Here is a 26,252-nt window from a genome sequence, read left to right on the forward strand (position 1 = left end):
TACACTCTTGTTATACAAAAATGTACACTTTTATATCGGCTGATAATCAGTGCTTTAACTCGTCTATTACTTTCTGTAAATATTGTCCGTACTGATTCTTCAGCATCGGCTTTGCCAGTTCCTGCATTTTATCTGCCGTTATCCAGCCTTGACGTAGTGCAATACCTTCCAGGCAGGCAACCTTTAAACCCTGACGCTTCTCTATCACTTCGATAAAGGTACTGGCTTCCGAAAGGGAATCATGTGTACCTGTATCCAGCCATGCAAAACCTCGGCCCAGCAACTGGACTTTCAGCTCTTCGTCATTCAGAAATTCCTGATTCACGGTGGTTATTTCTAACTCCCCACGGGCAGATGGTTTGATATTTTTGGCCACTTCAACCACTTTATTTGGATAAAAATAGAGTCCGACTACGGCATAGTTACTTTTGGGATGAACCGGTTTTTCTTCAATGCTCAGTACATTCCCCTCCTTATCGAACTCGGCAACTCCGTAGCGCTCCGGATCACTGACCCAGTAACCAAACACAGTTGCTTTCTGTTCTTCTTCGGCCAGACGAACAGACTCTTTCAACATCCGGGTAAAACTTTGCCCATAGAAAATATTATCTCCCAATACCAGACAGACGGAATCATTACCGATGAATTTCTCGCCAATGATAAATGCTTGTGCCAATCCATCGGGTGAAGGTTGCTCTGCATATTCAAAACGAACGCCAAAGTCGGAACCGTCTCCTAATAAACGCTGGAAACCCGGCAGATCATAAGGCGTGGAGATGATTAATATTTCGCGGATACCGGCAAGCATTAATACGGATATCGGATAGTAAATCATGGGTTTGTCGAAGATAGGCAACAACTGTTTACTTACCCCTTTGGTGATAGGATACAGACGGGTGCCTGAACCGCCGGCTAATACAATTCCTTTCATATTATTATAATGATGGTTGGTTCGTTGATAACTTCATTCTTTTCTTATGGCACCTGCTGGTTATTTTTTCTACAAATCCAGCTGGCATATCTACCTGTGCACATCCAAGCATATCTAATCGGATAGCAACTTTACTTTTTCCGTCTACCATTACCAGTTCTCCTTCCAGACCTGTTAATGGCCCTTTGATCACCTTTACCAATTCTCCCGGAGCAAGTGGGGTAGTAGATAATTCCACGGCATCTTTGGAGTAGTCCAACATGAATTTGAATTTCTCCATTTGTTTATCCGGGATAATAGCAGGAGTTGATTCTCCGCGTAACACCATATACCTGCTAACGGACGATAAGGTTAGAGGTAAAGAGCGTTCTTCGGGGGATACACGAACGAAGAGTATCATTGGAATCACCACGCGTTCCACCTTTTTCCGGCGGTCACTCCATTGATGAATTTCCTCTTGAATGGGGAGGAAACATTCGATACCCATAGCATTGATGCGATCACGAGTTTTCTTTTCGTGATGGAGGCGAACGTAAGCTGCAAGCCAGTACTTCATAAAGTTATATTCTGAGATTTCTGATATCGAAATGGAGGGGGATACCGGTGCTTTGTTACGAAGCGCTTGAGCACGCTACGCTGTTACCTGTCACAACTCTGTGAGGTAATCTTTGATGCAATAGACCAAATCCGATGCAAAGATATATATTATTTACGAAAAAAAATAATTTGTAGATAAAAAATAATATAATAAATGAGTTTTGTCTTTTTAATTTTTTATTTGAATTCTGTCTTTTTACTTATAGTGGCTTCTCGTTTGTTTCTTGAAAATATATTACTAATATTTCAATCGTAGTCTTTTTTGTAAAAAGGGTTTGGATGTTTTTTAGAATTCATTAATGCGAATGTTATCTTTTTTAAAGAAGGTATGATGGTATCTGTGAAATGAATGATATAATTCTTTGAATAGATTTTATGTAAATGAATATTTTATACTTATTTTTAGATTTTATATTTTGTAGTATTGCTTTTGTTGTTTATATATGAAACCTTTATAGGCCTTTTGTTGATGTAATATACTGATTATGTGATTATTTATTGCGTGAGATACTATGCGTAATTATAAAATGGATGAATTTCTTTTATTTCTTGTTTGTTTTCTTGAATTTTGATTTTATTCAATGCCTCTTGTTTCCATTTTCAGTTTTGTTAATGGATTGTTTGGGGGCAAGTAGTATTTCTTTCCTTCGTGTAGTAGAGTATGGATAAGAATGTCCGAAGATTATTTTTTTTAAATTATCTTATATAATTACATTTATATAAAGTGAATAGTGCTTGCATTTCTTGAATATGTTAATTTACTAACTTTTTCAAGAATGCTCGTGTTTGGGATTTATGTAATTAATTATTTAATAATATATGTATCTGTATTATTTACATTGTTCTTTGCTGATATTTTTTAATTAGTTTCGTATTCGGTGGTTGTTTTTATCGATTTCTTTCTATTCTTTATTTGTAAAGCGGTGATTAAGATTTTAATGGCAGATAGAGACTGCTGTTTTCTCCATTGAGGAGGATAAGAAGTAGTGCCACCATAAAAACCAAACACAGCTCCTATTCCGGATATAAGATGGGTGTGAAGGAGATGCCGGTTAGTGGCAATCCATTTTTCTTGTTTGGATACTGACATTCCGATAAATAGTACATCAGGTTTGAATTCGTTTATAGCTGTTATCATTTCGTTTGTTTCTTCTTCAGAGAAACTGTCGCGATAAGGAGGGCTATATGTTTTTACTCGGATATTTGGATATTCTGTGAGAATACGTTCGGTAATAAGAGCAAGAGTCCGGTCAGAAGCTCCAAGATAGAATACTGATCCCGCTACTTTATCAAGGTGTTGAAGTATAGACAGATGTAGGTCATCACGCGATATATTGTGAATCTGCTTTCCTGTGAGCCAACGGGCAGCAAGCGTTATGCCCGCTCCGTTTGGAACTAATATATCACTTTGGAGGAGTGCTTGCTTGAGTTCTTTATCCTCATTGGCCATGAGCCAGATGCGTGAGTCTATGGCATGTATCACCATTTGCTGGTCGGGGATAGAGTCAAACTGGTAGTTATTGGTGATTACGAAGTCTCCCATTGGGATTGATTCGGTTTGTTTTAATAGTTTCTTATTTAAGCTTTGAGCCCTTCTTCTTCTCCGTTTGTTGAGGTATACATCACATAAAATACCTGCTATAAGATCAATGGCCAATATCAGATTGATATTGAGTAACTCATGCAAAAGGATATTGCACGCTGTAATGAAGAGCGTAGTTATGGTGAGGGTCAAAGTGATTCTGCGGTGACTAAATCCCAAGTCGAGCAATTTGTGATGGATATGATTGCGATCCGGATGGAAAAGTGATTTTCCCTGGCTGGCCCGCGTATACATAACCCGGGCAGTATCAAACAGTGGAATAAACAAAACCGACCATGCTATAATAATAGGTGGTATGCCTGTTGAAATTGCTTCGGAAGAATCCCTCATGCTATAATACACCGCAAGAAAGGCAAGTATGTAACCCAGAGTGAGCGATCCTGTGTCGCCCATGAATAGTTTTCTTCGGGCTATAATATTATAATATAGAAAAGGAATGAGTGTACCTACTACAGAGAAAGTAAGAATAGGCATTGTGTAATTGCCTGCAATAATGAAGCCGATACCCAGGATGGCTGCAGCTGAGATACTGAGACTCGCTGCAAGTCCGTCTACTCCGTCAATAAGATTAATAGAATTAATGATATATACAATCAGCAGGGCTGTGAAGGGTATTCCGATATAGGGTGATAATTCGTATATGCCAAAAAGCCCATATAGGTTGTTGATGTAAGTTCCGGATGCTATCAGCAAAAGGGCAGATAAGGTCTGAATAATGAATTTATGTGAATAGCGTGCGCCAATCAAGTCGTCTTTGACTCCCATTAATACCAGAGGAAGAACGCCGCATATCATAAAAGAAAGGCGAATGAAAGACTCGGATGAATGACTGATATTAAATGCTCCCATCCATATAGCCTGTAGTCCTGCTATGGGTAGAAAGCTAAGAAGAATAACGGGACAGAAGGTAATGCCGGCCAATCTTGGTATAGGGTTGACGTGGGATTTACGCTTGTCAGGCATATCATATAAACGTTTTCTCCTGGAGATGAGAAGAACGCGTGGTAGCGTGATGAATTCTATAAAGATAGCTACAACAAGTGCTGCTATGCAGCATACAATTACACTAAATATAGGATTAATTAAAATATTCATTGTCTGTTTAATATTTGTTCCATTACTTATTAGGTAAGGGAATCTCAAATATCAAAAAGTTCAAAGAAAGTCGTTTTAGTGTTAATATAGTCTAACGAAAAAGGCGGTTTAGAAAGGAAAAACTGTCTGTTTTATTGAATTCTGTTTGATGTAACATTTGTAATTACATCAAACAGAATTTTCATATCAAATCTTCGTTTATTGAACAATAGGTTTAAACTGGTGTATTTATTATGTTAAATTGGTTTTTTTTGAAAAAAATATCAAGCTTTATTGTGTTAGATAGAAATTTTATCCCTAATTTTGCAGCGACAAGAAAAAATAATAGTCGTTCCCTTACCTAATAAGTAAGGGAACTCTTTTTGAGTATCATTTTTTTCTTAGAAGTCACTGCTGAGATAATTTTTTTGTTTGCTTCACTCATCGTTTTGTTATCCAGCGATTCCAGATATACATATGTTACTTTTTCCGATGAATGTCCCATTCCTGTACTAATGATCGAGACAGGAATTCCTTTTTCCCTTGCTGTACTTGCCCAGGTGTGCCTTGCTACGTATGAAGTGAGGTGTGGCGTTATCTGTATCATTTCCGATATCTGATGCAAATGCTTGTTATACAGCCGCAATGCGCTTTTGTATTGCTTGTATCCTTGTTCTCCTACAGCATTTAGTATCGGTAGCAAGTAAGCCGAGTTTTTGCATTCACGTGCATAGCGTTTAATGATCTTGTGCGCGCAGTTTTCAACGGTAATATACAGCTGTTGCCGGGTTTTATGGCGGCGGTAAACCAGTATGTTTCCATTGACATTACTTTTACGCAGATAAGCCAGGTCTACGAATGGGATTCCCTGTAAGTAGAAACTTAGCAGAAACAGATCACGACTAAATTCCAATTGCGGGTACCGACTAAAATCTGCTTCCCGTAATTGGTTGATTATGATCGGTTTGATAGCCCTTTTGGCGGTCGTGTCGCAGCCTACAAATACATTCTCAAAGATGTCTTTGGTGTTTATTGTAGCTACTCCGGCAGCCACTGCCTGGTTAAAGATAGAGCGCAACATGCGCATGTACAAAGAGATCGTGTTTTCATACAACCCCTTCAGAAAGAGATGCTGCTCAAACCCTTTAATAAGTTGAGGAGTAATCTCGTCAAAACGAGTAGATGGAGTACCTGTAAACAATTGTAAACTGTGCAGCGTACTTAGATAACTATCTGCGGTACTATACCTTCCAGACAGTTTTGCTTTTTCAATCAATGATTTTGTGAAGATTTGTATTTCCATTTCTATGCTTCCTTTTAGGTTTGTTCAATAAACAAAGAATAAGATCGAAATGATTTTGGTTGTTTAGATAATGAGTTGGTAAAGATAGGATAAAGATATGGTAAAAAAAAGAGCGATTTGCATATTTTTTGCTATGATTTTATTTTGAATACCTGGAAAATAGAGAAATAAAAGAATCTCTAACGAAGATGATATATTATAATATTTACTGTTTTTTCGCGGTGTATTAATCATTTTAATCGAGAAAATTATGGTAATAGCTTATTTGAGAGTAAGTACAGAAAAGCAGTTTTTAGCCAATCAGAAAGAAGAGATTTTAAGATTCGCAGAGAAGAATGGGTTGGCTATTGATAAATGGTACACCGAGACGGTGAGTGGGAGTGTAAGTACGAAAGAGCGAAAACTGGCACCGCTATTGCGACAGATGAAGCCGGGAGACACGCTGATTGTTACAGAGATTTCAAGATTAAGCAGGACCCTATTGGAGATTATGACTATTTTAAATTCATGCATTAAGAAGCAGGTAGTACTGTATAGTACTAAAGAGGGATATGTCTTTCAGAATGATATAAACAGTAAAGTGTTAGGGTTTGCATTCGGCTTAATGGCAGAAATAGAACGTAATCTTATTTCCATGCGTACAAAAGAGGCCTTGGCAAGACGCAAGCAGGAAGGAGTTGCATTAGGGAGGAGAAAAGGAGATAATCCTAAATTGCAATTATTGCATGATAACAGAAAATATATTTTAAAACAAGCACGAGGTGGTGCTAAACATGCGAAACTGGCACGTGAGTTTGGAGTGTCCAGAACGACCATGTTCCGGTTTCTCAAAGCAGAAGGAATGACGGCAAATACCTGATGAACTTAAAAAATGTGAATTGAGAATTTGGATGTGCTTGACATCGCATGATAAATCTCAATTCACAAATTTTGAATTTAACAATTTGTTCTATAAGGTTTTAGTTGTTCACTCTTTTATGAAGGTTCTTAAGCTCAAACGCAAGCATGAACCTGAAAAGACCGATGATGAGGAAGGTGAACGAAATCATATACACGGCATATAATGCACCTATTGCCGGTTGCCACAGAATGAGCAGAGAGCATAAAATAGCCAGAATTCCGAATGCCATATACCAGCCCCAGTCGCGGGTTCCATAACGTTTCAGATCCATGGAGTAGCCTGTGGCAGAGAATCCCCGGAACATGAGCCAGAAAGCAATCAAGAAAGGTATAACTTCCATGCTTACCATTGGATAAACCACAAGATAAATACCGATAATAAGGTCAATAATACCTCCGGCGAGGTACCAGCCCCAGCTTGACACATGTTTATTGCTTATAGCAAAAAGAATTTCCAGAATACCACTGACTAACATGGAGATACTGAAGATAATGCTTAGAGCTACATAACTACTTAACGGAGCAAACATAAGGCATAACGCTACGCCGATATACAAAATACCTAAAATAAGAGACATCCACCAATTTTTCACTGAATGTTGAATCTCATCAAATACTGTTTTCATACGAATGTGATTTTATTAATTGATACTATAAGTTTGTTAGGGGAGTAACAAATAGAGGGAAAAAAGGTTTGGCATGGCGACTTGATATACAAATCGGTTGTATGCTGGATAATATATCATATGAGGCTTGATGTATGATTCTGTTATTTCTTTGTGAACCTATTGCAAACTTTAATTGTTGTATACACAAAGGAGCGAAACTTAAGACTCTTTTTTAAAATACTAAATAACTAATAATAATATATCTTATGGCAACAACAAATTTCAAAGGACAACCGGTAAAGCTGATCGGTGAATTTATACAGGTAGGAAAAGTAGCTCCTGATTTTGAACTTGTAAAAACAGATTTATCTTCTTTTTCTCTGAAAGATCTCAAAGGGAAAAATGTAATTCTTAATATTTTTCCAAGTCTTGATACAAGTGTTTGTGCAACCTCTGTACGTAAATTTAATAAAATGGCAGCTGGTTTGAAAGATACAATCGTATTGGCTATCTCCAAAGATCTTCCTTTTGCTCATGCGCGTTTCTGTACTACTGAAGGTATTGAAAACGTAATTCCATTGTCGGATTTCCGTTATTCGGATTTTGATGAGAGTTATGGTGTGCGTATGGCAGATGGTCCGCTTGCCGGCTTGTTAGCACGTTCGGTGGTAGTGATTGGTAAAGATGGTAAGATTGCTTATACAGAGTTGGTACCGGAAGTTACGCAAGAACCTGATTATGATAAAGCACTGGCTGCTGTGAAAGAATAAATTATTAAAGAGAGAGAGGCCTGTGCCTTTTAAAGGCACAGGTATTAAAGATTTTGACCTAATAGGGACTGGTTTATAGATATGGTAATATCGCCATCTCTTCAGTTCTTGTTAGGTTGTGTTTTTTTCAGAAATAAATAAAACCTAAACAGAATGAACAGAATGCAATTAGTGCCTATCGCCTTTTTATTTATGGGCGTAGGAGTGTTGTCGGCTCAAACGGAACCGGCAAAAGAAGCTTCCCCCTGGACAAGGGAAGGATATGCCGGGGTGAAATTGACCCAGGTAAGTTTAACAAACTGGGCTGCCGGTGGTGACAACTCTGTTGCCTTTGATTTACAGGGTGCTTATCAGGCCAATTATAAAAAAGGAAAACATCTTTGGAACAATCGTCTCGAATTGGCCTATGGATTAAATAAAACGGGCGAAGACGGTGTAAGGAAAGCGAATGATAAGATCTACCTGAATTCTAATTACGGATATTCTATAGCGAAGAGCTGGTATGCCAGTGCTTTTACTACTTTTCAGACGCAATTCTCTCCCGGATATGATTATAAGGTAAATAAAGATATCTCTGTTTCGGAGTTCATGTCTCCTGCCTATCTGACCACCGGACTCGGTTTTACTTACGAACCCAATAAGATTTTTACGGTAGTACTGTCTCCGGCTTCCTGGCGTGGTACGTTCGTGCTCAATGATCGTTTATCTGACGAAGGAGCTTACGGTGTAGATCCGGGCAAGCATTTATTATCGAGCTTCGGAGCAAATCTGAAAGGAGAGGTGCGATATGAGTTTATGAAGAATATGACAGTTTATTCCCGTCTGGATCTCTATTCTGATTATTTGGATAAACCGCAGAATGTGGATGTGAATTGGGAGGTACAGATAAATATGGCAATTAATAAATGGTTCTCAACTACATTAACTACCAATCTGATGTATGATGACGATGTGAAAATAGCCCAGAAAGACGGAACAAAAGGACCACGGGTGCAGTTTAAGGAAATATTGGGAGTAGGATTGCAAATTAATTTCTGAGTTTTATTTCACCACAGAGGACACGGAGGACACAGAGATACTGAATAATTATCTAATTGATTTTAAATAATTAAAACTCTGTGTGATTCTGTGTCCTCTGTGGTGAAATAAACTCAAAACAATACGAAGTCCTTATTTCTTCTTCAGTGCTTTGTAAACCAGGAAACCTACAATAAATACCCCTACAGCGATAAAGAAGTAACCCAGTTCGTGACTGTATTCACCAACACGTGCCAACAATTGTTCTTCGCTCTCGATACCCGGAACGGAAGCCAGATGGTATCCGATAGCTGCCAGTATACCATTCCATAAACCGGCTCCAAGAGTAGTGTATAACAGGAAGGTGGAAAGCTTCATACGGGCAAGACCGGCAGGGATAGAGATTAACTGACGTACAGCAGGGATCAGACGCCCTACAAAAGTAGACAATGCACCGTGCTTATCGAAGTATTCTTCTGCATGTTGTACTTTAGCTTCGTCGATGAGGCACATGTGGCCAAAACGACTGTTGGCAAACTTATAAATGATAGGGCGTCCCAGCCAGTAAGCTAGATAATAATTGATGATTGCTCCGAGGTTTGCTCCAATTGTGGCAAACAATACTACCAGATATACATTCATTTCATCATTTACAGCTGCTTTGTAGGCGGCAGGAGGTATAACTACCTCGGACGGAAAGGGTATAAACGAACTCTCGATGGTCATTAACAGGGTAATAGTCCAGTAGTTAAGGTGATCGAGACACCATTGAATGAAGGCTACAGATTCCATTTGTTTAAATTCTGAATGCTAATTTATAATTTAAGTATTTTGATTTAGTAGTCAGTAGATAGAATCTATGCATGTGATAACTCTTATGCCAAATGGATTCCAGTTACCAGCTATTATCTACTAACTTCTAATTTTAGTTATCTTCTTTATCTTTCTCAGTCTCTCCGTTATTTACATCGTCGAGTTCATTCATGAATGTTTCCAGATTCTGCAAGATATCTTTGTCGGTATTTTGTGACAACATTTCCTGAATCGTTTCTATGCTTAGCGGAGTTTCTGACATTTGATTGTATTTTTGGAATCCTTTGTGATCCCTAAGAATCATGCAGATAGAAGCCAGACGACCATTGATCCCCGGATAATCAGGATCTTGTTTCTTGGCTTCTTCAAAACAAAGGCGGGCATTTTCTACCATGCCATAGTCCAGGCTATAGTTGCCTATCTGCACTAATGTTTCGGCTTCGGGTGCATATTGCAACGCTACAGCCCAGCACTTTTTAGCTTCCTCAAACTTATCCTCTTCCAGATAGAGGCGTCCTTCCTGCAGATAAATTTCCACACTCTCAGGTATCTGTTTTTTGGCCTTTTCGCAGAGTTGATGTGCTTCTTCATATTTGCCTAACTTGGAAAGACAGAAAATTTCATTGCTGTATATATCCGAAAGGATGGGAGAGTTATCGTCTCCGATAATTTCCATTGCAAGTTCATAACTTCTGTAAGCCAGTTCCCATTTTTCCTGATTGGCATATGCCAGCCCGATAAACATATGAGCAAAGTCGGGAGGTAGGCTTTTGTTCTGTAGAGCCAGTTGATATTCCTGGATAGCTTCAGTTTCATTCTCTAAATGGAAGAGGCTGTGTGCTCTTATGATGTGTGCCTCTCCGAAATTATCATCGGCCGCAAGGGCAAAGTCGCAGGCTTCAATAGCCTTGTCAAACTCCTGCTGGCTGAAATGGCATTTGGCAAGTCCGGTCCAGTAAGAGGGATTGTACGGATTCTTATCAATCAGCTTGTTGTAGAAACATATTGCCTTTGTGTTATGCTCTCCGCTACGATAGCAATCGGCGATGGCTGCAAGGAATTCTTCGTTCTCCTTATATTCTTCCAGTCCGAGAGTGAGCCATGGCAATGCTTTCTCCGGATAGCCCATATCCATATAAAGATACGCTACATCAATGATCGTTTCCAGTGATTTTTCTTCTTCAATAGAGTTGAGCAGGGTTTCTGCTTCGTCCAACTTACCTTCGTTCAACAGGATTTCGGCTTTTAGCAGTTTGACTTCCGGATCGTAACCTTCTGCGATACTGTCAACCACGGTTATGGCTTTTTGAAGTTGCATCGTATCCAGATATAGATAAGCCTGCTCTACCAAGAGGTCTGTGTGCCCCGGATGAAGTTCAAGACCGTAGCTGATTACTTCTTGTGCTTCCTCAAAACGACGGTCTGTGGCATATTTGTCTGCGATATCTGCAAGTTGGTCACCGTCCAGATAAAGTTGCCTATTCTCTGCTTTTGCTGTTTCGTAACTTGCAATGAGTTCGTTCAATTCTTGTTCTTTATCCGTAGATGGATTTTTTCTAGCCATTTGATTAATTAAAAATGAGAATTAAAAATTAAAAACGAAATTGAGGGAGAAAGAAACGGACTGTACTTTTGTGTATGTGCAGTCCGCTTTTTATTTCCAACTTTTAATTTTTAATTTTGAATGTATCTTTCAACCCCACGGTGCGGTTGAATATAAGTTTGTCGGGAGCCGACTCTTTGTCTATATTGAAGTAGCCTATGCGCTGGAATTGCAGGTACGAGAGTGTAGGCAATGTTGCTACATACTTTTCCACATAGCAATTATTGAGTATTTGTAAAGAGTCAGGATTGATAATCTCTTTCATGGCCTCCAATGCTTCGCAGTTTTTAGCTTCACGGATGGCAGCCAGTTCGTCACGCGGGTTCTCTACTTTCCAAAGACGGTCATAGAGGCGTACTTCTGCAGATAGGCAGTGTGCACAACTCAACCAGTGCAAAGTACCTTTCACTTTACGGTTAGCATCGGGCATACCACTTTTTGTATGTGGATCATATTCGCAATATACTTCAGTAATATTACCGTTTTCATCCTTCTTACAGCCGGTACACTTTACGATATATGCATTTTTGAGACGTACTTCCTGTCCCGGAGTCATGCGGAAATATTTTTTCGGAGCATCTTCCATAAAGTCTTCACGTTCAATCCACAGTTCGCGGCTGAACTCGATTGTATGGCTTCCTGCTTCTGGATCTTCCGGATTGTTAATTGCATCCAGTTCTTCTACTTCTCCTTCGGGATAGTTGGTAATAATCAGTTTCACCGGATTCAATACCGCAGAAACACGGGTAGCACGGGCGTTGAGGTCTTCACGTACAGCACTTTCCAGCAAAGCAAATTCATTGAGAGCATCATAAGTAGTGTAGCCAATTTTGTCAACGAACTTACGGATAGACTCAGGTGAATAGCCACGACGACGGAAACCGCAGATAGTCGGCATGCGTGGATCATCCCAGCCATTTACCAGACCTTCTTTTACGAGTGTTAGCAGATTGCGTTTACTCATCAGCGTATAGCTGAGGTTCAGCTTATTGAATTCATACTGACGGGGACGATTGTCATTCAAGTCATTCCCTTCTTTCAACCAGTCGATAAAAAGATCGTATAACGGACGGTGTACGACGAATTCCAATGTACAGAGTGAATGAGTCACTCCTTCAAAGAAGTCACTTTGTCCGTGCGCAAAGTCATACATCGGATAGGCTTTCCAGGTAGTACCTGTACGGTGATGCGGATGTTTCACTACACGGTAGATAATCGGGTCGCGAAAATGCATGTTAGGATTCGCCATGTCTATTTTAGCACGGAGTACCATAGCACCTTCTTCTATTTCGCCACTATTCATTTTTTCAAATAAGGCAAGATTCTCCTCAATGGGGCGGTTACGATAAGGGCTTTCAGTTCCCGGTTGAGTCGGAGTACCTTTTTGTGCGGCAATCTGTTCGGAAGTCTGTTCGTCAATGTAGGCTTTACCTTCTTTGATAAGACGCACGGCAAAGTCCCAAAGTTGCTGGAAGTAATCCGAAGCATAATATACATTTCCCCACTCAAAGCCGAGCCATTTGATATCTTCTTCGATAGCTTCTACATACTCCACATCTTCTTTGGTTGGATTGGTGTCATCAAAACGAAGATTACATACACCGCCATGACGGGCCGCGAGGCCGAAATCGAGGCAAATAGCTTTGGCATGACCTATGTGAAGATAACCATTGGGTTCAGGCGGAAAACGCGTCTGTACCTTTCCTCCGTTTTTGCCCTCTTTTAAATCATTTTCTACAATTTGCTCAATAAAGTTGAGGCTTTTTTTTTCGCTTGTCACCTCTTCGTTTCTAATATCTGTCATAGCGTTTAATGAGTTACGAGTTATGAGCTACAAAAGTATGACATTTTTTTTGCATAACCTTATTTCACCGGAATATATCCACTCTTTTTTATAATATCCTGCCCTTCCTGAGAAAGAATGAAGTCAATAAGAGGCGTTACCGCTTCTTTGTTCTCTGTATTGTAGTAATAATAAAGAGGACGTACGATGGGATAAATTTTACGAGTTGCATTTTCTACATTGGGCTGGGCATAATGCTTGTTGTCATAAGATACTGACAACGTTTTGATACGTGGTGATACATAGGCCAACCCGACATAGCCGATAGCTCCCTTTGTCTGGCTCACCGATTGTATGATAGCACCGGTGGCAGGCATAGAGAGGCTACTGGACATGTAATTCTTATTTTTAAGTACACTTTCTTTAAAGAATTCGTAGGTTCCTGAAGAGGTTTCCCGGGAGTATACAACGATCTTACGGTCTTCGCCACCCACTTGTTTCCAGTTAGTGATTTTACCCCGGAAGATATCCTCCAACTGTTGACGGGTAAGTTGCTTCACCGGGTTTGTAGGGTGTACTACTACGGCAAGGGCATCATATGCAACGATAACCTCCTCTATATTTTTTTGAGCAGCCTTGGCCTTCATCTTTTCACTAAACTTGATAGGGCGGGAAGCCATAGCAATGTCAGTGGTATTATCCATTAAGGCGGAGATACCTACTCCGGTTCCACCACCTGTAACGGTGACACGGCTATCTGCGTTTCTATTCATAAAGCGTTCGGCTGTTTGCTGGGCAACTGGAAGTACCGTGTCACTACCTTTGATCCGTTGAGCCTGAATGCCTGTGGTTATAAGAATCAGACTCAGAAATAATATGCTTTTTGCATTCATAAATTCATTTATAATTGGTATTTCACTCGCAAATTAAAAAAGAAGATGTTACATTCTTGTTATAAAGTCTACAATGTTTTCTCTTGTAACACAAATGTAACACTTTTGAAACACTTCCTTCAAGCGGAATTCACACCTCCTTAACATGATACTCTTTCCTTTGCATTCAGAAATCAAACAATAGGTATGAAGAAGATTTTCGAAAAGATTGTAGAGGGAATGCTTACTTGTAGTGGCTTTGTTACAAGTATAACCATCCTGCTTATCGTACTATTCCTGTTTACTGAAGCTTTTGGGTTATTCAGCAGCAGAGTAATAGAAGAAGGATATGTATTAGCTTTAAATAAAGATAACAAGGTCAGCCAGCTAAGCCCGGCTCAGATAAAAGATGTTTTTGACGAAGAGATAACGAATTGGAAAGAGCTCGGTGGGGAGAATCTCCCTATCCGGGTTTTTCGTTTAGAAGATATCACACAATATTATACGGAAGAAGAGTTGGGAGATGCTTATCAGTATGCCGGGGCACGTATTATGGAACTGATTGAGAAGACTCCGGGGATTGTTGCTTTCGTCCCGCAACAGTTTATTACAACACCTGATAAGGTACATTTTATCAAGGATAATACCATTTCCGTAAAAGATGTATTTGCCGGTGCCGAATGGTTCCCGACGGCTACTCCCGCTCCGTTGTTTGGCTTTCTGCCTCTTATTACCGGTACCCTTTGGGTAAGCCTTTTCGCTATACTTATCGCTTTGCCGTTCGGGCTTTCCGTATCTATTTATATGTCCGAAGTAGCCAATCCGAAAGTACGTGGCTGGCTGAAGCCTATCATCGAATTATTGAGTGGAATCCCGTCGGTAGTCTATGGCTTTTTCGGGTTGATAGTGATTGTACCACTTATACAAAAAGTATTCGATTTGCCGGTAGGAGAGAGCGGGCTGGCAGGAAGTATCGTATTGGCCATCATGGCACTGCCTACCATTATTACTGTGACGGAAGATGCAATGCGCAATTGTCCGCGTGCCATGCGTGAAGCCAGTTTAGCGTTGGGAGCCTCACAATGGCAGACTATATATAAGGTAGTTATTCCTTTTTCCATCTCCGGAATCACTTCAGGAGTTGTGCTTGGTATCGGTCGTGCTATTGGTGAAACGATGGCTGTACTCATGGTAACCGGAAATGCAGCGGTAATTCCTACTACAATCCTTGAACCGTTGCGTACCATCCCGGCCACTATTGCTGCCGAACTGGGCGAAGCACCTGCCGGTGGGCCTCATTATCAGGCGCTGTTCCTGTTAGGTGTAGTATTGTTTTTTATCACATTAATTATAAACTTTAGCGTAGAGTACATCTCGTCTAAAGGCGTAAAACGAAGCAAATAAAATGGAAATAGCAAGTAATAATAAGGCGAAACGTCGTTCACAAGGCATTGCTTTCGGAATCTTCCGGGCGTTAAGCTTGTGTATCGTACTGATCTTGTTTGCCATATTGGGGTTTATTATATATAAAGGTATAGGAGCTATAAATTGGGATTTTATTACTTCTGCGCCTACCGATGGTATGACGGGAGGAGGCATCTGGCCCGCTATTGTAGGTACGTTCTACCTGATGATAGGAAGTGCACTTTTTGCCTTTCCGGTAGGAGTGATGAGCGGTATCTATATGAATGAGTATGCTCCCAAAGGAAAGCTGGTTCGCTTTATTCGAGTGATGACAAACAACCTGAGTGGCATTCCATCCATTGTTTTCGGATTGTTCGGTATGGCTCTGTTTGTCAATTATCTTGGGTTCGGTGACAGCATTCTGGCCGGTTCGCTAACGTTGGGGTTGCTTTGTGTTCCTTTGGTGATTCGTACCACAGAAGAAGCGTTGAAGGCAATTCCTGATAGCTTGCGCGAAGGTAGCAGAGCGTTGGGAGCAACCAAGTTGCAAACGATCTGGCATGTGATTTTACCGATGGGTATGCCCAATATCATTACCGGACTGATCCTGGCCTTAGGACGTGTTTCCGGTGAGACGGCTCCCATTCTTTTCACTTGTGCAGCCTATTTCCTGCCGCAGTTGCCTACCAGTATTTTTGATCAGTGTATGGCATTACCTTATCACCTTTATGTGATTTCCACCAGCGGTACGAATATGGAAGCTCAATTGCCGTTGGCTTATGGCACTGCCCTGGTGTTGATCCTGATTATTCTGTTGGTAAACTTGTTGGCGAATGCCTTGAGAAAGTATTTTGAGAAAAAAGTAAAAACAAACTAAGTAAGATTTACGATTAGACAATTTACGATTTACGATTGATGTTGCAATTCGTTTCAAGTTGCATCGCATATTGAATCAAGTTGCATCGCATTTTGTAAAATCATAAATAGAAGTAATTTCAATCGTAAATCGTAAATCGTAAATTGTAAATCGTCAAATCGTAAATAAAGAATATGGAAACAATGGTAAGTGCTCGTGATGTGAATTTCTGGTATGGTAACTTTCATGCATTGAAGGGTATCGGTATGGAGATCGAAGAAAAAACGGTAGTAGCGTTTATTGGTCCTTCAGGCTGTGGTAAGTCTACCTTTCTTCGTTTATTTAACCGTATGAACGATTTGATTCCTGACACTCGCCTGACAGGAGAGATTCGAATCGATGGTGAGAATATTTATGATAAAGGCGTACAGGTCGATGAACTCCGTAAAAATGTAGGAATGGTTTTCCAGCGTCCCAATCCGTTTCCTAAAAGCATTTTTGAAAATGTGGCGTATGGTTTACGGGTGAATGGAGTTAAAGACAATGCTTTTATTCGTCAGCGTGTGGAAGAGACATTGAAAGGAGCAGCACTTTGGGACGAAGTCAAAGACAAGCTCAAAGAGTCTGCTTATGCTCTTTCGGGCGGGCAGCAACAGCGTCTTTGCATCGCACGCGCTATGGCCGTATCTCCTTCTGTATTGCTGATGGATGAACCTGCTTCCGCCCTCGATCCTATTTCTACGGCAAAGGTAGAAGAATTGATTCATGAGTTGAAGAAGCAATATACGATTGTCATAGTAACACACAATATGCAGCAGGCTGCTCGCGTTAGTGATAAAACGGCCTTCTTCTATCTGGGAGAGATGGTAGAATATGACAATACAAAGAAAATCTTTACGAATCCGGAGAAAGAAGCAACGCAGAACTACATAACCGGAAGATTCGGATAAAAAAATAATTATTCAATGTGCCAATTGAATAATGTGCCAATGTGTCAATATGCCAATGTGCCAATTGCCATGCGGCATGTTGTTGTATTACGGTTAATTGGCATATTGGCACATTTTTCAAATTAGCACATTATTAAATTATTATATTATGGTGAAGTTTATAGAATCGGAGCTCATCCTGCTGCACAAAGAAGTTGATGAGATGTGGACATTAGTTTATAACCAGTTGGATAGAGCTGGAGAGGCCGTATTGACACTTGATAAAGAACTTGCCCGGCAAGTGATTGTTCGTGAACGGAGAGTGAATGCTTCCGAACTGAAAATAGACAGTGATGTGGAGGATGTGATTGCTTTGTATAATCCTGTGGCTATCGATTTGCGTTTTGTGCTTGCCATGCTTAAGATTAATACCAATCTGGAACGTCTGGGTGACTTTGCCGAAGGGATTGCCCGTTTTGTGCTGAAGTGTGAGGAGCCTGTTTTGGATGCCGAATTGTTGAAACGTCTTCGTCTGGAAGAGATGTTGGGAGAAGTGCTCTCTATGCTTGAACTGGCAAAACGCGCTTTGAATGAAGAGAGTATTGAACTGGCTACCGCCGTTTTTTCCAAAGACAATCTGCTAGATGAAATCAATGCTGAAGCCACTACGGTTCTTGCCGGTTATATAAAAGAACATCCTGAAAATGTACTTTCCTGCCTGAATCTCGTAAGTGTGTTTCGTAAGTTAGAGCGTTCAGGTGACCATATCACTAATATTGCCGAAGAGATAGTGTTCTTTATTGATGCAAAAGTGTTAAAACATAGCGGAAAAACGGATGAACACTATCCGGAAAAGTCATAATATGCAACTTTTTATACAAAAATTAGTAGTACTTAAAAAAAAGTTCTATATTTGTCTGCTGTAACGGGTAGGTAGTGAGGCGGCTATCTTGAAATGATAATAAATCCAAAGAAAATTCAAAAAGATGTTATAAGACATGTTTTAATATTTGGTTCATAACGAGAAAAGCGCCTATATTTGCACCGTTATCCTGAAAACAATCTTTTTACCTTAAAAAAAAACTAATACCTATTGAAAACTGAGAAATGGAGCTTTGTGAAAAGCCCCATTTTTTTATACCTATGTCCTATTAACAATTAACACAGATTATTTGTTTCCTTTATTCTAATCAGTTTCAATTTTGTATCTTTGACCCCATGATCGGAGAGGGTATCTCCAACCGTAAATCGTAAATAGTTAAATCATAAATAGTAAATATCTTTATGTTTTCCGGAATAGTAGAAGAATATGCTACTCTCGTAGCACTGGTAAAAGACCAGGAAAATATACACTTTACTTTTAAGTGTTCGTTTGTAAATGAGTTGAAAATAGACCAGAGTATTGCACACAACGGTGTATGTCTGACAGTTGTTAGCATGACCGATGATACCTATACTGTGACTGCCATGAAGGAGACGCTTGACCGCTCCAACCTTGGCTTGCTTAAAATAGGGGATAAGGTGAACGTGGAACGTAGCATGATGATGAACGGACGTCTGGACGGACATATCGTGCAAGGACACGTTGATCAGACTGCTACTTGTGTGGATATCAAAGATGCAGACGGAAGCTGGTATTTCACATTCAAATATGCATTTGATACAGAGATGGCAAAGCGTGGATATATCACTGTAGACAAAGGTTCGGTAACGGTGAACGGCGTCAGCCTCACTGTATGTAACCCTACGGATGATACCTTCCAGGTAGCCATTATACCTTATACTTATGAACATACCAACTTCCATACTTTTGTGATCGGTAGTGTGGTAAACATTGAATTCGATATCATCGGCAAGTATATCAGCCGAATGATAGTGTTATAACCTTATAACTTTATAACCCTATAACTCTTTTATGGATTTTCTGCAATTAGTTATGTCACGGCAAAGTGATCGTGCTTATGATAAGGAACGCTCTGTTGAACCGGAAAAGCTGGAACGGATACTGGAAGCTGCTCGTTTGGCACCTTCAGCTTGCAATGCACAGCCGTGGAAGTTTGTGGTGGTTACGGACAGAGAACTTTCCCGCAAAGTAGGGAAGGCTGCTGCCGGACTTGGCATGAATAAGTTTGCGAAGGATGCACCTGTACATATCCTGGTAGTGGAGGAGTCTGCCAATATTACTTCTCTTTTGGGAGGTAAAGTGAAAGACAAGCATTTCCCCCTGATTGATGTAGGCATTGCAGCTGCCCATATTGTTCTTGCTGCCGAAAGTGAAGGCTTGGGTTCGTGTATCCTTGGTTGGTTCGATGAAAAGGAAATTAAACAACTGACGGGTATTCCTGCTTCTAAACGACTGTTGCTGGATATTATTGTCGGCTATCCATTGAAAGAGAAACGTAAGAAGATTCGTAAGGTGAAAGAAAAAGTGATATCTTACAATGGCTATAAGTGAAATAGCAGAGTCCTTCATTTCCCGCATACAAACTTAGTATTTTAACGGTGACTTAAAATGCATATTAATAGTGTGTTAAGTACGTACTTTGGTATCCCAAAAGTACGTACTTTTTTATTGCTTGATTTCCAGGTTTTTAAACCTGTTTTTTACTGTGAAGTCCTGAGTATTTTTAGGATATATTTTCCCGGTGCCTCAATCCTGCCCCAGTTTGTTTTTGCCAGTATTCTCCATATTTCCGTCCCCTTCCTGCCATAGTCCGACAATCTCAGTATCGCCTTAATCTCGGCTTTGTCCTTCACATTGTGCAGCCTCAGGCTCTCCAGTAGCCCGCTGTAATTGTGTGTTTTCTCATTGAGTGCGTATTCGGGTGGGGGAGGAAGCAAAGAAATATCTTCCTCTTCTTCCTTCTCCCCGGTGGGGGGATTAGAGGGGGGAAGTTCTTTACTCTTCTCTGCTTTACTTTGCTTTACTTTACTTTGTCTGAAATTGTCTGCATTTTCCAGGCTCAACTCCATTTGAGTCGGTAACTTGTCTGCATTTTCTGTAGTTGAACTACCTGTTTTGCATACATTTTTTGAGTTCGCACCCTCTGTCAGCATGTAGGGCAGTTTGGTTAAGTCCTTCTTTCTCCGGCTTGTAGCCTCCAACCATACCTTTTGTATCTCCACAGAAGTCAGTACTCCGTGTTTTTCATAGCTTTCTTTATCGAAAAATTCTTTTTCAATGAGTAGGTTTACGATCTCTTCCACTGTCTTTTTATCGTATTCCGGTCCTAACTTCCTTGCAAAAATCATACATTGGTCCTCTCCCCAATGAATGTAATACCCGTCAGTATATATCTTGCACAGTAACATGATCACCGCATGCGGCCCTTTCACTCCATGTATCGCCGTAATCAGTTCTATCGTATCGCAGTGAAAAAATCCCGTCAGTAGCGGGAAGTAGTTTATTCCATAGTATTCTGTAGCCATAATTTTTTTGAGTAGTAAGTAGTTAGTAGCAAGTAGTTGATAGTAAGTAGCCGGAATTCTTTTGGCATACCTCTGATACGCTGCATAGATTCTGGCTACTGACTACTGGCTACTAACTACTGAATAGGTCTCCATTCCATAAAGTTCTCCACCAGAAATGTCCTCCATCCCTGTTGCTCTACATCCCAGTAAACGATGGCGCCATCAATCTTTGCGGGATCGTATGCTTTGTGAAACTCTGCTTCGTAATAGACCAGTGTCCCTTTCACAAACTTGAAATCTCCGTTCTGCTTGTAATAGGCAATCATGGCATGTCCGTACAGCATGTGGTCCAACAATCTTTCCAGTCGTTCTGCCATCCATTGTGCGGTGCTCTCCGGGTAACTTTTTTCCATTACGATCCGTCTTTTCCATCTTGTTTTCATTGCTTCACTCTGTGACACCTGCCTCTTCAGCTTTTTCATACTATTAAATTTAAAATGATGAATAATTATTTTTTTCAGGTTGATGCTGTATACAAAGAAAGTGCCGCATCCTGAGAAAGCGGCACTCCTACATCTTTCGCTTCAATCTGCTGCGAATATATGCTTATTATTCTAAAATGAATTTACAAAATAGGTGTCCTGTAATTTCCCTATCTCCTCATAACCGGATTAGTGTTATTCCTCTTCATTCCATATTTGGGATATGTAGGTTTTTATAGTGCTGTATTTTAGTTGTTTGTATTCCCCGTTGACTATATGAATGAGTGTACTTCTTTCAAAAATAAATCGTGCTAAACTGGCTTGACATGTCTTTAAATCTTCTCCCATTGCTCCTTTTTTGCACAACAATATCATGTCTCTGATATATTCTTCGTGACAGGAAATAATACCGCACATTGGTTTCTCCTTTTTTCTTCCTTTCTTTGATTGAGTTTCCTGTTTATTAGTTAGTAAAGACTTTTTGTTCTCGTTTTTTTTACTCTTTTACTATCCTCTTTCTGTTGTAGTTTTTGGTTCATAATTTGCGATTTTAATTTTGTTAATGATAAAAATGTTTAAAATCGCGAAAGTAGCTAATTAATTCATTTAGTATGGATTATTTATGGGGTAAAATGAAGGAAAATGCTTGTTTTATGTATATATTATGTTGTAAATCAATAAAATATCTATCGAATATAAAAGTGTTTCAATAAACGTTCGTTTAATTGAACGCAAAGATATGAGGTATTTTTATACTGGCAAAATGTTTAATAAAAAAAATGATATTATATTTGTTGAATTACCCTCAATGATCTGATTATTAGTAATATACGATATTAAATAAATTACTCTTTTATCTGTATGCTTTTATGAAAATCCCTTTTTATATGATGTGTAAAAAAAGTGTTCAATTAAACGAACGTCTATTGAAACACTTATTGCTTTCAGTCGGCTCGTTTATAATAAGTTGTGCATCCCGCTTTGTTTTCAATAAAAACAAGTCCTTGCACACCTCATAAATCCCCTCTTTATGTTCGTTCCCTGTGATAGGGCCACTATTGAGGGCAAGTGTATAACTCATTGATAATCTCTACTTATACACGCTTAACCGGAAGGAGTTTTCACTACCCCGGTGTCCCTAAAGAATATCCAATTGTGAACAAATCCACTGACATACACTGGTATCCGCTTCGCGTCACTTACAGCCGTGAGCTTCTCCTAAAAGAGATTTTAGATGCCGAAAAGATTGAGAACTTCATCCCGATGCACTACGAGTATATCCGGAAAGGGGAGCGTAAAGTACGTAAATTGGTCCCTGTGGTACATAACCTTATCTTCGTCCGTTCCTCTTTGGAATGTATCGAACGTATCCGTCAGTCCATCGCCCTCTCTTTGGCTGTCCGTTACATCTTCAATCAGGAGCTTCGTCGTCCGATTACCATCCCGGATTCCCAGATGCGTAGCTTCATTGCCGTTTCGGGCAATTACGAAGAGCAGATTGTCTACCTCGATCCCATCGCCACCGCCTTACAGAAAGGCGATCGTGTTCGTGTCACCGGTGGTATCTTCGAGGGTGTGGAAGGAGTTATCATTCGTGTCAAGGGAGATCGCCGCGTGTCGGTTTGTATTCAGGGAGTCATGGCAGTAGCTACCGCCTATATCCATCCCTCCCTAATCGAACGCATTCCCGACTCTGATTCTCTTAAATCGTAATTTGTTAAATTGATTCTACATCATTTTTCAATCGTAAATTGTAAATCGTCAAATTGTAAATCTCTCCATGTTTCTACAATCCCAAATCAATGCCCTGTGCCATATTACGCACGAGCTTCTCAACTTAGGTTTCGATGGTAATCCCCTCTATTCCGACCGTTTCTGTGAACTCAATGCTGCGGTATACCGTCAGTCCGAAGATCTCTATATCCGTCGCAGTTCCGGTGCTGAAGAAGAGGCCTGGCTTTGTTATGTCCTGCTGAGTGGTTTTCATGCCACCATTTATGACAATGGCAATAAAAACAAAAAGATCCAGGCACTTCTCGACCGTAGCTGGAAGGTGCTCGATCAACTTCCCGTCTCACTATTGAAGTGTCAGCTTTTAGTAGCTTGCTACGCAGAGACTTTTGATGACGAGTTAGCCAAAGAAGCCCATGAAATAATCAATGGTTGGGAAGGTTGTGATCTGACTTTGGCAGAACGGGAGGTTTTCGACTATCTGGAGAGTCTGGAGGCTAATCCGTATCCGAATTGGGAAGAGATAGAGTAATACTTTGCTGTTGTATATTTTTTGAGTCATAGAACTATTATGTACTTATTATATTTTTTATAACGAAACTCTATTGAATAATGACCAATGATGAACTTCAGTCGAAAACTATCAACTTTCTTCGTTTTCCATTGATTATAGGAGTTGTGTTGATTCACGCACATATTACTAAGATGACAATGAATGGAATTGATATTTTTCAAGGGAATGTTTTTCCCATATATGATACGGTCTCTTTTCTTTTTTCTGATGTGATTGCTCGTATAGCTGTACCACTGTTCTTTTTTATCTCAGGCTTTTTGTTCTTTTATAAATCCAAAGGATTTTCATTATCGGTTTATGGACGTAAACTTAAAAAGCGTGTACATTCGATTCTTATTCCATATCTGTTTTGGAATCTGTTGGTTCTTTTATTATTTTTTCTGGCACAAACATTCCTTTCCGGCTTCACTTCTGGTGCTACTAAGTTGATACGTGATTATTCGTTTTCTGATTGGTTAGCGGCTTTTTGGAGTAATATTATTTGTTATCAATTCTGGTTTTTGCGCGATTTGATGGTTGTGGTATTATTCTCCCCATTGGTTTTTGTAGCAGTAAAGTATCTTCGTTTATCAGCTGTTTTTGTATTAGGACTTTTGTGGTATTTTGACTGGTGGTTCTCTTTTACCGGATTTAGTATAACAGCTTTTTTCTTTTTCTCTTTGGGAGCTTATTTAAGTGTATGGCGTTGCAACTTTATTGCATTATTGAAACCTTATCTTTTTTCTTCAGTAGTGATCTATGCTTTATTAGCGTTTTTTTGTGTCTGTTTCAAGGAGCAGTCTTGGGTAAGCTTTATTTGTTCATTAAGTATCCTTTTCGGTATTGTTTTGACTATTTCCTTATCTGCTTACTTTTTGGAACGAGGTAAGTGGTCAGTAAACACCTTCCTTGTTGGTGGTACATTCTTTGTATATGCTTTTCATGGTATGCCATTAGCGCTTATTATGAAGTTTTGTATCAAATACTCCCCTTATCTAAATAATGGGATACTTTTAGGTATATACTTTTCAAGTACTGTGTTTATTATTCTTGTTAGTTTGGGTATTTACTATTTATTGAGGAGATGGTTTCCTCGTTCTCTAATTATCATGACGGGAGGACGTTGAGGATTGAATCTGGTAGGGCCGGGAAGTTTTCGACTATTTGGAGAGTCTGGGAGCTAATCCTTATCCGTGGGAATATATTGACGAGTAGAAATTGTCTGCATACTATTTGCTTAAATGATAAAAGCTACATTGCTGCTGAGGCCTCGCAACATGCTACTTTCATTTGGACGAACATATTATTTATGTTTACTAATGATGATTTTGTGATTGTATATTCCTCTGAAATATTTTATATTGCTGTAAGCCAAAGCTAAAAGTGAGTGAATCGTTCTCGACCTTTTTACTTTGTAAAGCAAAAGGTGGCTATATATGAAAAGAGTATTTACATTCAGATTTTACTTTTGTGTCAAATCTTTCTTCTAATAACAAGCGTATAGCTAAGAATACACTGTTCTTGTACGTCAGAATGTTGTTTCTGATGTTTATTTCATTATATACTTCAAGAGTGGTCTTGGACAAATTGGGTGTTGAAGACTTTGGTATATTCAATGTGGTAGGTGGTTTAGCTGCGATGTTCACTTTCTTTAGTTCATCGTTATCTAATGCTACTCAGCGATTCTTAAATATTGAGTTAGGGCAGAATAATTTGAATGGTGCAAAAAATGTATTCAGTCAGTATTTTTTATTCTATTGTATTATAGCAATAGTTGTTATTGTGGCTGCTGAGACTATAGGGCTTTGGTTTGTATGGAATAAGCTTGTTATTCCTCCTGATAGGGTTGTGGCGGCTGTATGTGTATATCAATTCACAGTACTTTCTTTATGTATTACGTTGATTGGCATTGTATTCAATTCCGAGATTGTTGTTCACGAAAATATGCGCATCTACTCTTATATAGGGATATTTGAGGGAGTGGCTAAGTTGGCAGTTGCTTTTTTGATAAGCGTATCACCTTTTGACCGATTAATTGTTTACGGATTGTTGCTGCTGATTACAACGTTGGCTGTTCAAGGTTATTATGCTTATTATGGATTGAAGCATTATGAGGAATGTCAGATTAGGTTTATTTGGGACAGAGTCTTGTTGACGAAAACGTCTTCTATAGTAGGTTGGAATATAGTTTCAACAACTGTATATGCAGTGAATGATTCAGGTATCAATATTCTGTTGAATATCTTCTTTGGTCCTGCAGTGAATGCGGCTCGTGCAGTGTCTTATCAGGTAAGTAGTGCTGTCAATAGTTTTGCGATCAATTTCTTTACTTCTGTTCGTCCTCAGATTTTTAAGTCATATGCCAGTGGAGAACGCGAATATTTGATTAAACTCTTTTTTAATAGTTCTAAATTCTCATTCATGCTGCTTTGGATGTTATGTCTTCCTATTTTCTTTTCTATAGACACCATTTTTCATCTGTGGCTGACAGAAGTACCTGAATATGCTAATGTCTTTACTGTATGGATTTTAGGCTATTCGTTAATAACTGTGTTTAATAATCCGGTTTGGACTATTGCACTTGCGATAGGAGATTTGAAACGATACGTTCCTTATGAAAGCTGTGTGTCTCTTATGGTATTTCCACTTTCATATGTAGCTTTGAGATGGGGCTGTTCTCCTGTGATTGTTTTTGTCATTTTGTTTAGTATAAGGTGTTGTTATATATTAGTAGTACTGACTATTATTAATCGATATATTCATTTCTCAGGTTATAAATATCTTCGGAATGTCATCCTGCCTATAGCTAAGGTGATTTCCATATCTTTACTTATTGCATTCGGATTGAGCAGATTACTACCTGATACATTACCATACACTATATTACTTATCTTTTTGATTGTTTCATCGGTTGTCGTTACTATCTGGATCTTTGGAATTACATATAGTCAAAGGAATTATATTGTTACATTTATAAAATCAAAATTTACAAATAAAAATCAAGTATTATAG

At 39.4% G+C, this 26,252-nt stretch carries 24 protein-coding genes; 13 read left to right on the forward strand and 11 right to left on the reverse strand.

The genetic code is table 11. From position 1 onward, the window contains the following. Positions 1 to 46: 46 nt before the first annotated feature. From rfbA to VCM39_RS07920, 4 genes are all read right to left on the reverse strand, one after another. On the reverse strand, positions 47 to 931 hold the full coding sequence (rfbA, locus tag VCM39_RS07905; RefSeq protein WP_221651301.1) for a glucose-1-phosphate thymidylyltransferase RfbA: 885 nt from the start codon (positions 929 to 931) through the stop codon (positions 47 to 49). Positions 932 to 935: 4 nt separating this feature from the next. Then, positions 936 to 1,487: a UpxY family transcription antiterminator gene (locus tag VCM39_RS07910; RefSeq protein WP_221651302.1), complete on the reverse strand. Its 552-nt coding sequence runs from the start codon at positions 1,485 to 1,487 to the stop codon at positions 936 to 938. A gap of 900 nt (positions 1,488 to 2,387) precedes the next feature. Next, positions 2,388 to 4,226, reverse strand: coding sequence for a WecB/TagA/CpsF family glycosyltransferase (locus VCM39_RS07915; RefSeq protein ID WP_221651303.1), 1,839 nt, complete (start codon positions 4,224 to 4,226; stop codon positions 2,388 to 2,390). Positions 4,227 to 4,566: 340 nt separating this feature from the next. Continuing rightward, a complete protein-coding gene (locus VCM39_RS07920) occupies positions 4,567 to 5,508 on the reverse strand; it encodes a tyrosine-type recombinase/integrase (protein ID WP_221651304.1) in 942 nt (313 codons plus the stop codon). Positions 5,509 to 5,758: 250 nt separating this feature from the next. Between VCM39_RS07920 and VCM39_RS07925 the strand changes: the two genes are divergently transcribed. Then, positions 5,759 to 6,367, forward strand: coding sequence for a master DNA invertase Mpi family serine-type recombinase (locus VCM39_RS07925; RefSeq protein WP_221651305.1), 609 nt, complete (start codon positions 5,759 to 5,761; stop codon positions 6,365 to 6,367). A gap of 100 nt (positions 6,368 to 6,467) precedes the next feature. Here VCM39_RS07925 and VCM39_RS07930 read toward each other — a convergent pair whose 3' ends face one another. After that, entirely contained in the window at positions 6,468 to 7,034 is a 567-nt protein-coding gene (locus VCM39_RS07930) for an HdeD family acid-resistance protein (RefSeq protein WP_221651306.1), read from the reverse strand. 248 nt (positions 7,035 to 7,282) lie between these two features. Here VCM39_RS07930 and tpx point away from each other — a divergent pair, with 248 nt between their 5' ends. Further along, complete coding sequence (tpx, locus tag VCM39_RS07935; protein WP_002561552.1) at positions 7,283 to 7,786, forward strand: thiol peroxidase; 504 nt, start codon at positions 7,283 to 7,285, stop codon at positions 7,784 to 7,786. Positions 7,787 to 7,939: 153 nt separating this feature from the next. Further along, a complete protein-coding gene (locus VCM39_RS07940) occupies positions 7,940 to 8,824 on the forward strand; it encodes a DUF3078 domain-containing protein (protein ID WP_221651307.1) in 885 nt (294 codons plus the stop codon). 132 nt (positions 8,825 to 8,956) lie between these two features. On the opposite strand, the gene VCM39_RS07945 is transcribed toward VCM39_RS07940, so the two are convergent. The 4 genes from VCM39_RS07945 to VCM39_RS07960 form a co-directional block, all read right to left on the reverse strand. Then, positions 8,957 to 9,595, reverse strand: a complete 639-nt coding sequence (locus VCM39_RS07945) for a DedA family protein (protein WP_221651308.1) — start codon at positions 9,593 to 9,595, stop codon at positions 8,957 to 8,959. Positions 9,596 to 9,728: 133 nt separating this feature from the next. After that, the gene (locus VCM39_RS07950) at positions 9,729 to 11,180 is read right to left on the reverse strand and encodes a tetratricopeptide repeat protein (RefSeq protein ID WP_322933427.1); all 1,452 of its coding nucleotides are present in this window, start codon (positions 11,178 to 11,180) and stop codon (positions 9,729 to 9,731) included. Positions 11,181 to 11,283: 103 nt separating this feature from the next. Further along, entirely contained in the window at positions 11,284 to 13,023 is a 1,740-nt protein-coding gene (locus VCM39_RS07955; RefSeq protein WP_002561556.1) for a glutamine--tRNA ligase/YqeY domain fusion protein, read from the reverse strand. Positions 13,024 to 13,082: 59 nt separating this feature from the next. Then, on the reverse strand, positions 13,083 to 13,895 hold the full coding sequence (locus VCM39_RS07960; RefSeq protein ID WP_322933426.1) for a PstS family phosphate ABC transporter substrate-binding protein: 813 nt from the start codon (positions 13,893 to 13,895) through the stop codon (positions 13,083 to 13,085). 186 nt (positions 13,896 to 14,081) lie between these two features. Between VCM39_RS07960 and pstC the strand changes: the two genes are divergently transcribed. The 6 genes from pstC (at position 14,082) to VCM39_RS07990 (ending at position 19,518) form a co-directional block, all read left to right on the forward strand. Then, positions 14,082 to 15,278 (forward strand): phosphate ABC transporter permease subunit PstC, encoded by a 1,197-nt coding sequence (pstC, locus tag VCM39_RS07965; RefSeq protein WP_322933425.1) that lies wholly within the window; start codon positions 14,082 to 14,084, stop codon positions 15,276 to 15,278. Position 15,279: 1 nt separating this feature from the next. Continuing rightward, entirely contained in the window at positions 15,280 to 16,155 is an 876-nt protein-coding gene (gene pstA, locus VCM39_RS07970) for a phosphate ABC transporter permease PstA (RefSeq protein WP_322933424.1), read from the forward strand. 173 nt (positions 16,156 to 16,328) lie between these two features. Further along, entirely contained in the window at positions 16,329 to 17,084 is a 756-nt protein-coding gene (pstB, locus tag VCM39_RS07975; RefSeq protein WP_221651312.1) for a phosphate ABC transporter ATP-binding protein PstB, read from the forward strand. Between the two features lie 148 nt (positions 17,085 to 17,232). Next, complete coding sequence (gene phoU, locus VCM39_RS07980) at positions 17,233 to 17,925, forward strand: phosphate signaling complex protein PhoU (protein ID WP_322933423.1); 693 nt, start codon at positions 17,233 to 17,235, stop codon at positions 17,923 to 17,925. 422 nt (positions 17,926 to 18,347) lie between these two features. Continuing rightward, a complete protein-coding gene (locus tag VCM39_RS07985) occupies positions 18,348 to 18,947 on the forward strand; it encodes a riboflavin synthase (RefSeq protein ID WP_002561562.1) in 600 nt (199 codons plus the stop codon). A 31-nt stretch (positions 18,948 to 18,978) separates the two neighbouring features. Continuing rightward, positions 18,979 to 19,518, forward strand: a complete 540-nt coding sequence (locus VCM39_RS07990; RefSeq protein WP_122200587.1) for a nitroreductase family protein — start codon at positions 18,979 to 18,981, stop codon at positions 19,516 to 19,518. A 149-nt stretch (positions 19,519 to 19,667) separates the two neighbouring features. On the opposite strand, the gene VCM39_RS07995 is transcribed toward VCM39_RS07990, so the two are convergent. Both VCM39_RS07995 and VCM39_RS08000 read right to left on the reverse strand, forming a co-directional pair. Continuing rightward, positions 19,668 to 20,492: a DUF4373 domain-containing protein gene (locus tag VCM39_RS07995; RefSeq protein ID WP_322933421.1), complete on the reverse strand. Its 825-nt coding sequence runs from the start codon at positions 20,490 to 20,492 to the stop codon at positions 19,668 to 19,670. Positions 20,493 to 20,608: 116 nt separating this feature from the next. Further along, on the reverse strand, positions 20,609 to 20,956 hold the full coding sequence (locus tag VCM39_RS08000) for an SH3 beta-barrel fold-containing protein (protein WP_322933420.1): 348 nt from the start codon (positions 20,954 to 20,956) through the stop codon (positions 20,609 to 20,611). Positions 20,957 to 22,111: 1,155 nt separating this feature from the next. On the opposite strand from VCM39_RS08000, the gene VCM39_RS08005 reads away from it, so the two are divergent. The 4 genes from VCM39_RS08005 (at position 22,112) to VCM39_RS08020 (ending at position 26,252) form a co-directional block, all read left to right on the forward strand. After that, positions 22,112 to 22,669: a UpxY family transcription antiterminator gene (locus VCM39_RS08005; protein WP_322933419.1), complete on the forward strand. Its 558-nt coding sequence runs from the start codon at positions 22,112 to 22,114 to the stop codon at positions 22,667 to 22,669. 67 nt (positions 22,670 to 22,736) lie between these two features. Then, the gene (locus VCM39_RS08010; RefSeq protein WP_322933418.1) at positions 22,737 to 23,219 is read left to right on the forward strand and encodes a UpxZ family transcription anti-terminator antagonist; all 483 of its coding nucleotides are present in this window, start codon (positions 22,737 to 22,739) and stop codon (positions 23,217 to 23,219) included. Positions 23,220 to 23,299: 80 nt separating this feature from the next. Then, on the forward strand, positions 23,300 to 24,367 hold the full coding sequence (locus VCM39_RS08015) for an acyltransferase family protein (RefSeq protein WP_322933417.1): 1,068 nt from the start codon (positions 23,300 to 23,302) through the stop codon (positions 24,365 to 24,367). A 418-nt stretch (positions 24,368 to 24,785) separates the two neighbouring features. Next, the gene (locus VCM39_RS08020) at positions 24,786 to 26,252 is read left to right on the forward strand and encodes a hypothetical protein (protein WP_322933416.1); all 1,467 of its coding nucleotides are present in this window, start codon (positions 24,786 to 24,788) and stop codon (positions 26,250 to 26,252) included.

The sequence above is a fragment of the Bacteroides mucinivorans genome (assembly GCF_034654355.2).
In the GTDB taxonomy this organism is placed as follows: Bacteria; Bacteroidota; Bacteroidia; order Bacteroidales; family Bacteroidaceae; genus Bacteroides; species Bacteroides nordii.